9 protein-coding genes and 1 tRNA gene are annotated in these 10113 nt (G+C 71.6%); 4 read left to right on the forward strand and 6 right to left on the reverse strand.

The window, feature by feature from the left end; all coding sequences use genetic code 11:
• Genes B4V04_RS15750 through B4V04_RS15760 form a run of 3 tightly spaced genes read left to right on the forward strand, consistent with a single transcriptional unit; the run spans position 1 to position 5899 of the window.
• Positions 1–2451, forward strand: coding sequence for a kinase anchor protein (locus B4V04_RS15750; RefSeq protein WP_498232662.1), 2451 nt, complete (start codon positions 1–3; stop codon positions 2449–2451).
• Entirely contained in the window at positions 2442–3821 is a 1380-nt protein-coding gene (locus B4V04_RS15755; RefSeq protein WP_498232663.1) for a DUF444 family protein, read from the forward strand. Before B4V04_RS15750 ends, B4V04_RS15755 begins: the two co-directional genes overlap by 10 nt.
• Positions 3818–5899: a SpoVR family protein gene (locus B4V04_RS15760; protein ID WP_498232664.1), complete on the forward strand. Its 2082-nt coding sequence runs from the start codon at positions 3818–3820 to the stop codon at positions 5897–5899. Before B4V04_RS15755 ends, B4V04_RS15760 begins: the two co-directional genes overlap by 4 nt.
• Before the next feature lie 27 nt (positions 5900–5926).
• On the opposite strand, the gene B4V04_RS15765 is transcribed toward B4V04_RS15760, so the two are convergent.
• Both B4V04_RS15765 and B4V04_RS15770 read right to left on the reverse strand, forming a co-directional pair.
• Positions 5927–6625, reverse strand: coding sequence for an alpha/beta hydrolase (locus tag B4V04_RS15765; protein WP_498232665.1), 699 nt, complete (start codon positions 6623–6625; stop codon positions 5927–5929).
• Positions 6622–7236, reverse strand: coding sequence for a VOC family protein (locus tag B4V04_RS15770; protein ID WP_498232666.1), 615 nt, complete (start codon positions 7234–7236; stop codon positions 6622–6624). The genes B4V04_RS15765 and B4V04_RS15770 overlap by 4 nt, the downstream gene beginning before the upstream one ends.
• A 150-nt stretch (positions 7237–7386) precedes the next feature.
• Between B4V04_RS15770 and B4V04_RS15775 the strand changes: the two genes are divergently transcribed.
• Entirely contained in the window at positions 7387–7533 is a 147-nt protein-coding gene (locus B4V04_RS15775; protein WP_498232667.1) for a hypothetical protein, read from the forward strand.
• A 24-nt stretch (positions 7534–7557) separates the two neighbouring features.
• On the opposite strand, the gene B4V04_RS15780 is transcribed toward B4V04_RS15775, so the two are convergent.
• The 4 genes from B4V04_RS15780 to B4V04_RS15795 all read right to left on the reverse strand — a co-directional run bounded on the left by B4V04_RS15780 (position 7558) and on the right by B4V04_RS15795 (position 9947).
• Entirely contained in the window at positions 7558–7767 is a 210-nt protein-coding gene (locus B4V04_RS15780; RefSeq protein WP_498232668.1) for a hypothetical protein, read from the reverse strand.
• 135 nt (positions 7768–7902) lie between these two features.
• Positions 7903–8724 (reverse strand): DUF8231 family protein, encoded by an 822-nt coding sequence (locus B4V04_RS15785; protein ID WP_498232669.1) that lies wholly within the window; start codon positions 8722–8724, stop codon positions 7903–7905.
• A gap of 86 nt (positions 8725–8810) precedes the next feature.
• Positions 8811–9599, reverse strand: coding sequence for a cobalt-precorrin-7 (C(5))-methyltransferase (locus B4V04_RS15790; RefSeq protein WP_498232670.1), 789 nt, complete (start codon positions 9597–9599; stop codon positions 8811–8813).
• 272 nt (positions 9600–9871) lie between these two features.
• Positions 9872–9947 (reverse strand) — tRNA-Cys (locus tag B4V04_RS15795).
• Positions 9948–10113: the final 166 nt, after the last annotated feature.

A 10113-nucleotide genomic window follows, 5' to 3' on the forward strand; every position in this document is an offset into this window, starting at 1 on the left:
ATGAGCGAGCGCGACCGATCCGACGGCGAGGCGTTCGTCCGGGCGGCCGACGAGACCCTGCGGGGCGCGTACGACCCGCCGATGAGCCTCGACGAGTACGTCGACCGCGTGCTGGAGAACCCCGTCGCCGCCGCCTCCGGGGCGCAGTACGTCCTCGCGGCGATCGAGTCGGAGGGCACCCGCGAGGTCCGCGAGCGCGGCGAGCGGCTGGAGCGGTACCGCTTCTTCGACGACCCGTTCAACGACGGCGAGCACGCGGTCCTCGGCAACACCGCCGCGCTCAACGCGTTCGTCGACGACCTCCGGGCCGCGGCGGCGGGCCGGGGGAACGACGAGAGCATCGTCTGGATCGACGGCCCCACCGCGACCGGGAAGTCGGAGTTCAAGCGGTGCCTCGTGAACGGCCTCCGAGAGTTCTCGAAGACCGAGGCCGGGCGCCGCTACACCGTCGAGTGGAACGTCACCGGAGCCGGCGGCGGGATCGGCGGGCCGGGGGACGGCCTCTCGTACGGCGACGGCGGCGACGCGTCGGCGTGGTACCGCAGCCCGGTGCAGGCGCATCCCCTCTCCGTGTTCCCCGAGGACGTCCGGGAGTCGATCGCCGAGGCCGTCGACGAGGACGCCTATCCGATCGCGGCCGACGTCGACCTCGACCCGTTCAGCCGCGAGGCGTACGACCACCTGGAGTCGGCGTACCGCGACGAGGGCCGCCGGGACCTGTTCTCGGCGATCACCGACCGCGACCACCTCCGCGTGACGAGCTACGTCGTCGACGTCGGCGAGGGGATCGGCGTGCTCCACGCCGAGGACGACGGCACGCCGAAGGAGCGGCTCGTCGGCTCGTGGATGGGCGGGATGCTCCGCGAGCTCGACTCGCGCGGGCGGAAGAACCCGCAGGCGTTCAGCTACGACGGCGTGCTCTCGCAGGGGAACGGCGTCGCCACCGTCGTCGAGGACGCCAGCCAGCACGCCGACCTGCTCCGGCGGCTGCTCAACGTCCCCGACGAGCGCCGCGTGAAGCTCGACAAGGGGATCGGGATGGACCTAGACACCCAGCTGATCGTCATCTCGAACCCCGACCTCGACGCCGAGCTCGACCGCCACGCCGACCGCGAGGGCGCCGACCCGCTGAAGGCGCTGAAGCGCCGGCTCACCCGCCACGAGTTCCGTTACCTGACGAACCGCCGGCTGGAGGCGGAGCTGCTGCGCCGCGAGGTCGGCGGCGTGCGCGGCGTGCCGACCGTCGACGGGGTGAACGAGGCGGAGGGCGAGCCGGAAGGCGGGACGATCGGGCTCGGGAACGGTCCCGCGGGCGACCCCGAGCGCGATCCGGCGGACGAGCCCGGCGCCGCGGCCCTGACGATCGACGTCCGGGACGACGACGGGACGGTCACCGAGCGCGAGCTCGCGCCCCACGCGGTCGGGGCGGCGGCGCTGTACGCCGTCGTCACCCGGCTCGACGCGGAGGACTTCCCGGCCGACCTCGGGCTGATCGAGAAGGCGGAGCTGTACGAGACGGGGGAGATCCGACGCGAGGCGGCCGACGGCGACGACGAGCGGCTGACGATCGCCGACGTCGACGTCGGCGACGGCGACGGCCGCAACGGGATCCCGGTGACGTACACCCGCGACGTCGTCGCCGACCTGCTGGGGGCGGACGCCGACCGGAGCCACCCGGAGCTGCCGGTCGAGTGCGTCGTCACCCCGACGGACGTGCTCGACGCGATGGCCGACGGGCTCTCGGCGGCGCCGCTGTTCTCCCGGTCGGAGGTCGCGGAGTTCGAGAGCCGGAAGACGCCGGTCGCCGAGCGCGTCCGCGAGCGCCAGCGCGCCGACGTGATCGACGCCGCGCTCGCGGAGGCGACCGTCTCGGAGGAGACGGTCGCGGAGTACGTCGAGCACGTGTACGCCTGGGACGCCGACGAGCCGGTGGAGACGGAGCGGGGTCCCGAGGAGCCCGACGCCCTCGCGATGAAGGTGTTCGAGACGGAGACGCTCGGGCGGTTCGACGAGGACGACTACTACGGCACCGACCCGACGCGGGAGGTCGCCGAGTTCCGTCGCGAGCGCGTGATCCGGGCGCTCACCCGGTACGCGTGGCGGAACCGCGGCGACGAGTTCAGCGTCGAGGATGTCGAGCTCCGGGAGATCCCCGAGCTGCGCGAGGTGCTCGACGCGAACGACCTGGCCGACCTGAAGCGGCGCTTCCCGGAGCTCGACCCGGCCGAGTGGGCCGACCCGCCGGCCGACACCGAGACGGAGCGCGTGAAGGCGGCGACGGTCGACCGGCTCGTCGACCGCGGGTACAGCCCCGCGTCGGCCGAGCTGACCAGCCGCGCCGTGATGCGCGACGCCCGCGACGAGTGGGCCGACCTCGCCGCCGACGGCGGGGACGGCGAGGGGCGGCGGGGCGGCCGCGACGGGAACGGGGGTGATGTGGCGTGGGACTGACCGACGACCGCGAGCGCTTCCGCGAGGTCGGCGAGCAGCGCCGCGAGGACCTCGCGGAGTTCATCAGCCACGGCGACCTCGGGCGCTCGGGCCCCGATCAGGTCCGGATCCCCGTGAAGATCGTCGACCTCCCCGAGTTCGAGTACGACAGGCGCGAGGCCGGCGGCGTCGGACAGGCGCGGGGCGGACAGCCGCAGCCAGGCCAGCCGGTCGACCCCGAGCCCGGCGACGGCGACGAGGAGGGCGACCCCGGCGAGGAGGGCGGCGAGCACGAATATTACGAGATGGACCCCGAGGAGTTCGCGCGAGAGCTCGACGAGGAGCTCGGGCTCGACCTCGAGCCGAAGGGAAAACGCGTCGTCGAGGAGGTGGAGGGCGACTTCACCGACACCGCGCGCGCCGGCCCGCGCGGGACCCTCGACGTCGACGAGTTCTTCAAGCGCGGCCTGAAGCGCTACCTCGCGACCGACTTCGACGAGGAGTACGTCCGCGAGGGGCTGTTCGTCGCCGGCGCCGACGTCGACGACGTCTTCGCCTGGGCGCGCGACGGGGGCGTCCCCGTCTCGCGGGCGTGGATCGCCGACGCCGCGGCGACCCTCGCCGAGGAGCGCGGCGAGCCCGTGACGGCGCTCGACCGCTGGGAGAGCTTCGAGGCGCTCGACGACGAGGTCGACCGCGAGCCCGTGAGCCACCGGATCCGCCGAGAGGGGCTCGACAGCGTCCCCTTCCGCCGGGAGGACGAGCGGTTCCGCCACCCGGAGGTGATCGAGAAGCGCGAGCGCAACGTCGTCGTCGTCAACGTGCGGGACGCCTCCGGCTCGATGTGCGAGACGAAACGCGAGCTGGTCGAGCGCGTCTTCACCCCGATGGACTGGTACCTGACGGGGAAGTACGACGCCGCGGAGTTCCGGTACGTGGTCCACGACGCGGAGGCGTGGGAGGTCGACCGCGGGGAGTTCTTCGGGATCCAGTCCGGCGGCGGCACCCGGATCTCCAGCGCCTACGAGCTGGTCGCGGAGATCTTAGAGGAGTACCCGTTCAGCGAGTGGAACCGCTACGTGTTCGCGGCCGGCGACTCGGAGAACTCCGGCAGCGACACGACCGACTCGGTGATCCCGCTGATGGAGTCGATCGACGCCAACCTCCACGCGTACGTGGAGACCCAGCCCGGCGGCGCCGCGCCGAACGCGCGCCACGCCGACGAGGTGGAGGACGCGCTCGGCGACGCCGACAACGTCGCGGTCGCGCGCGTCTCGGAGCCCGACGACGTCACCGACGCCATCTACGAGATCCTCAGCACCGAGTCGTCGGGGGACGGCGACGCCGCCGGCGGCGGGAGCCCGGACGGCCGAGGGGGTGAGCGCCGATGAGGGACGAGCGCGTCGAGTCGAAGCGCGAGGCGGCGTCGCTCGACGAGCCCGCCGCGGAGGCCCGAGAGCTCGCAGAGCGGCTCGGACTGGAGCCGTACCCGGTCCGGTACTGGGTCGTCGGCCACGACGAGATGAACGAGCTGATCGCCTACGGCGGCTTCCAGCGGCGCTACCCCCACTGGCGCTGGGGGATGAACTACGAGCGCCAGCGCAAGAAGGACCGCCACGGGCTCGGAAAGGCGTTCGAGATCGTCAACAACGACGACCCGAGCCACGCGTTCCTCCAGGAGTCCAACTCGACGGCCGACCAGAAGGCCGTCATCACCCACGTCGAGGCGCACGCCGACTTCTTCGCGAACAACGGCTGGTTCGGGCTGTACGCCGACCGCGGCGAGGGCGGGCCGAACGCCGCGGCGCGGCTGGAGCGCAACGCCGACCGGATCGCCGCGATCGCCGACCGGCCCGACGTCGACCGCGACGAGGTCGAGCGACTAATCGACGCCGTGACCGCGTTAGAGGACACGATCGACCAGCACAACCCGGTCGACGCCGCCCGGTCGGTCGCGGAGCCGGGGGTCGCGGAGGACGTGAACGACCCCGACGACGACCCGCTCGCGGCGGTCGAAGAGCGGATCGCGGAGCTCGATCTCTCCGAGGAGGTGCGCCGCGACGTGTTCGACGACGAGTGGCTCGAGGAGCACGGCGAGGGGGTCGAGCCGGAGGAGCCGCGCCCGGACGTGCTCGCGTTCCTTCGCGACCACGGGAAGCGCTACGACCCCGAGAGCGGGAAGGCGGTCGACCGCGAGCCGTGGGAGACGACCGTCATCGACGCGATCCGCGAGGAGGCGTACTACTTCGCGGGCCAGAAGTCGACGAAGGTGATGAACGAGGGGTGGGCGACCTACTGGGAGTCCGTCATGATGGGCGGCGAGGGGTTCGCCGGCCCCGACGAGTTCCTCACCTACGCGGACCACATGGCGCGGGTGCTCGGCTCGCCCGGGCTCAACCCCTACAAGCTCGGCTTCGAGCTGTGGACCCACGTCGAGCTGCGGACCGCCCGCCGCGACGTGATCGACCGGCTGCTCCGCGTCGAGGGCGTGACGCCGGAGAACTTCCACTCGCGGATCGACCTCGACGAGGTCGCCGAGGCGCTCGAACCCCATCCCGCGATCGCCGCCGCCGGCCCGGCGACGCTCGACGAACTGGCCGAGCTCGCCGCCGACGGCGACCCGCGGGTGGACGCCGAGGCGGTCGACCGGGCGCTCTCGGCCCGGGACGAGGAGCGGACGGGGGCCGGCGACGGCGAGGTCGATCCCGACGCCGGCCCGGACGTCGAGCGGTACCCGTGGAAGCTCCTCACCCGCGAGGGGCTCGCGGAGCGTCACTACGTCCTCTCGCGGCCGGAGCATCGGGGGGCGCTGCGCGACGTCTCGCGGGAGACGCTGACGGAGCGCGCCCGGTACATGTTCGAGGTCGACCGGTACGCGACCGTCGACGAGGCGCTCGCCGACGTCGACCGGACGGCCGGGTGGGACCGAATGCTGGAGATCCGCGAGAGCCACAACGACGTGACGTTCATCGACGCGTTCCTCACGGACGAGTTCGTCCGCGAGGGGAACTACTTCACCTACGAGTACAGCCGGGCGGCCGGGGAGCACCGCGTCGCCAGCGTCGACGCCGACGACGTGCGCCGGAAGCTCCTCCTGCAGTTCACGAACTTCGGGAAGCCGACGGTCGTCGTGCTCGACGGCAACTTCCGGAACCGGGGCGAGCTCCTGCTCGGCCACCGGTTCAACGGGGTCGCGCTCGACGAGGAGTCGGCGAAGGAGACGCTGAAGCGCGTCTTCGAGCTGTGGGGCCGCCCCGTGAACCTCGCGACGATCCGCGTCGAGTACTCCGACGAGGCGATCCGCCGGGCGAAGCGCCGGGGGGCCGAGCCGGAGGGCGAGGAGGTCGGCGTGCGCTTCCAGTACGACGGCGGCGAGGTGACCGAACACGACCTCGACCCGGAGATCCGCGAGCGGATCGAGGCCGACGAGGTCGACTACGACACCAAGCCGGACGACTGGCTGGCGTGAGGCGCGGGCTCGCCCGCCCCACCGCCCCTACGACAGCGACGCCACCAACGCGGCGACGGCCTCCGTCTCCTCCTCGTTGATGCCGTGGCCCATCCCCTCGTAGATCCGCTCGTCGACGTCGGCGCCGAGCGCCTCGAACACCGCGGTCGTCTCGCGGACGCGCTCCTCCGGGATGTGCGGGTCGACGTCGCTGCAGCCGAGGAACGCCGGCGTCCCGCCGAGCGCCTCGGCGGGGTCGCCGTCGACCGCGGCCGCGGCGCCGGAGACGTAGTCGTCGACGTCGACCGACTCGCCGATCAGGCCGCCGCTCAGGACCGCGAGCCCGCCGTACCGAGTCGGATTCCGCGCGACGAACTCGCTCGCGAGGCAGGCGCCCTGCGAGAAGCCGGCGACGAGGACGCGCTCGGTCGGGATCCCCGCGTCCGTCGCCTCGTCGACCGCGCGGCCGACGGCGCGGAGCCCGGAGCTCCGCCCGGGCTCGTTGTCCGCGACGGGCGCGAGGAAGGAGTTCGGGTACCAGGTGTTGACGGCCGCCTGCGGGGCGAGGAGTGCCACGTCGCCGTCGCCGGCGACCTCCTCGCCGAAGCCGACGATGCTGCGGGCGGTCGCGCCGCGACCGTGAACGAGGACGACGGCGGCGTCGGCCTCGTCGACCGGCGTCCCGGCCGTCACCAGCTCCTCGTCGGCGTGGGGGTCGTCCCCCGCGTGCGGGGTGCGCCCGCTCATACGCCGACGCCCGCGTCCGCGTCGGGCAGGTCGTGCTTTGTCACCGGGAGGCCGAGCTCCTCTAAGGCGCCCTTCATGTGGCGGTCCTGCGCGAAGTCGGCGCCGTCCTCCTCGCGGAGCCGCTGGGCGGTCGCGAGCACCTCGCCCTTGCGATCGTCCGGGATCTCGTACTTGTCGGCGGAGAGCTCGATGACGAGCCCGTTGTTGTCCTGGGTGTAGATGGAGTGGAAGATCCCCCGGTCGAACACGTTGTACCCCTTGCCGGCCTCCTCGAGCGCTTCCATGATGTCCTCGTACTCGTCGGGCTCGACGCTGAAACAGAGGTGGTGGACCGCGCCGGTGCCGGCGCGCTGGCCGCGGGCCGAGGGGCGGTCGTCGCTCACGAAGAACGTCAGGATGCGGCCGTCTCCGGTGTCGAAGAACAGGTGCGTCTGCGACGGGTCGTCGAGGTTCGGCTGGCGGAGGACGAGCGGCATCCCGAGCAGGTCGCGGTAGAAGGCGATCGTGTCGGCCTCGTTGCTCCCCCAGACCGTGATGTGATCGGTGCCGCTGGTGTGGAACGGTGCGTCCGGGAGCTCCGTCGTGACCGGAGCCGCGCTTTCGTCGCTCATACCGGTCGTACGAGACGAACACGTATAAAAACGAAAGGGACCGCCGGGTGATCGACTGACATCGGTGTTATCGGCGCGGAACGGTCGAGTCGGTCGGGACGCTCGCGGGCGAAGCGATCGATTTACCTGACCACCGGCGGATCGACGCCCATGGAGATACTGCTTCACTCCGGACTCGAACACCCGAACACGCTCTGGATCGCCGTCAGCGCGGTCGTCGCATTCGTCCTCGGTGCCGGCGCCGGCGCCTATCGATTGGGAGTGACGTCCGCGCTCCGCGACGCTCCCGACGAGTGACGCGGAAGGCGAGAGCGGGGCGGGTCAGGGGCGCCGCCAGATCGGCGGCGCGACGCCGATCGCCCTGACGACGTACGGGTAGCCGATCGCGACGGCGATCACCAACGCCACCGAGGGGACGAGTCCGATCTCCCCGACGGTCCGCTCGACGAGCGCGAGCACGGCGATCATCAGGAGGAACATCGCGGCCCAGTGCGGGGCGAGCTGTCGGACCTTCTCGGCGGTCGAACTCATGTCCCACACGACGAGCGCGACGCTTATACCGTGTCGGTCGGCGTCTCGCCTCACGGACGACGAGGGACGGACCGGAGCGAGTGAAAAACGAAGGCTGCGAGGCGCGTCCGAATCGGAGCGGCGAGCGAGTCCCGATCAGTACCGCGACGGGATGAACGCCGCCCCGAGCAGGAGCAGCGAGGAGAGGAACGCGAGGACCAGCACGCGCGTCAACCCGCTGTTGTACTGCTGGAACTGATCGATCTGCGCGACCTGCGCCTCGTATCCCTCGATGTCGCTCGACAGCTGCAGCGTCGAGTCGTCCGGGAAGTGTGCGACGAACTGCGTCTCGCCGATCGTGACCATTCCCTCGTCGGCGGCCTCGATTGTCTGCGTCTGGGTCCCCTCCCAGACGAGCACCGCCTGCTCCGCCGTGACGTTGTCGACTGTCACGGTCCGGTCGCCGTACTCGAAGGAGTCGCCCGTGGCGTACGAGCGCTCCTCGGGGGCCGGGAAGTACTCCCCGGCCGGGACGAGCGTCGACTCGCCGTCCTCGGTGACGACGACGTACTCCCCGTCGTCGCGCTCGACGGTCTCGTTATCCGCCTGCGGGTCGTTCTCAAGGATCGCCTGCCGGTCGAGCACTTCCACGAGCGTGAACTCGCTCGGCTCCTCGCCGGAGATCTCCACGCGCCACTCCCGGTCGCCGAGCTCGACGGTCGACTCGTTCGCCCACGCCTCCGAGAGCTGTGCCGACTCCTCCTGTTCGAGGGTAGCGACGAGCGTCCCCTCGTCCTCCGAGATCCCGGTGAGGGTGTACGACTCCCCGTCGACCTCGATCGTCTCGTTCTGCGAAACCTCGACATCGGGGTTCTCGAAGCCGATCTCGGGGCTATCGGCCGTCGCGGTGAGGACACCCGCTCCCCCCGCGATCAGCACGAAGAGCGCGACGTACACGGCCACAGCGCGTCGTTGCATGGTTTCAGCATGGGTCACCCCGTGTATAACGGTTACTAAGCCGGGCTCTCGGAGCGACCGAACCGCGCCACCGCTCCGCCCCGGAGCTACCGGCGAACGACGAGCACGGACAGGTCCGAGAACGGCGTCTCCGACCGCCCGGTGCCGCCGGCGCGGCTCGCGAGCTCGCCGACGGTCGTCCGGGTGATCGCCTCGTCGTCGCGGGTGAGCCGCTCGCAGACGAGCGCGACGTCGGACCGCTCGCAGCCGTGGTTGAGCAGATCGCGGGCGACGTCGCCGGGCATCCAGTCGAACGGCCGAGGGAGCACGAGCAAGTGCCGCTCGCCGGCGTCGCGTCGGAGCCGGGAGAGGTCGTCGCCGATGTCGCCGCTCTTGTGGAGCGTGACGAACGTCGCGTCCTCCATCGGCGTGCGGGCCCGGCTCGCCGCGACCTGCAGCGAGGAGACCCCGGGAACGACGCGGAGGTCGATCGAGCCGGCGGTCGCCTCGTCGAGCGCGCGCTCGACCTTCCCGACGAACTGGTAGCCCGAGTGGTTCGGATCGCCCATCAGCACCGCCGTTCCTCGTTCGCCGGCGGCGACCCGCTCTGCGAACGTCGCCAGCGCGGCCGCCTCGTCGCGGTAACCGCACGTCAGGCAGTCGGCGTCCGTGCGATCCCGTACGAGGTCGACGACCGTCTCGAAGCCGACGACCGCGTCGGCCGCCCGGATCGCCCGCTCCGCCCGCGGAACGAGGTACTCCGGATTCCCCGGGCCGACGCCGACGGCGTGCACTACGCGTTCATCGTCGCCCGCACACGCGGGCTCAGGCGTCGCCGACGCGTAGTCCGCCGGATCCGGCCCGGCGTCGAGATCGTACGAGGCGTCGTCGCTCACGGTTCACCCCGCCGGGCGCCGCGGCTCCGCGTTCGATACCTCGGCCGGGAGCTCGCGCGACGCGACGTACCCCTCGAGGGAGCGGTGCGTCCGGTTCGAGTCAGGTCGTCCACGTGGAACGGGGACGACGCCGACCGCTCTATACGTTCTGTTTGCGGTAGCCTCACCGAGTTTCGGTGACGGCGAGCGCCGAGACCGCGGTACAGTGACCGCGACGACCGAGCTCGACGCGGCCGGTGTCGCCGCGCGGCTCGGCGTTCGTGACGAACTGAAGCCAAGGGCCGGATTTGAACCGGCGTTGGGCGGCTCTGCAGGCCGCTGCGTCTGACCAGACTCTGCCACCTTGGCGCTACTCGAAGGTACCGCTGTCGAGCGTTTAAGCCTAGCGGTCGTATCGCACTCGTCGGGGTGCGGTGGTGTGAGGAGCGCGTCCTGCTGGCTCGCGCTCGGCGTCGATTGAAAACGGGTGGGGCAATCGCCCCGGATGAATGGGCAGGCGGCGAACCGCGGTTCC

It is taken from the genome of Halorubrum sp. B52 (assembly GCF_059752555.1).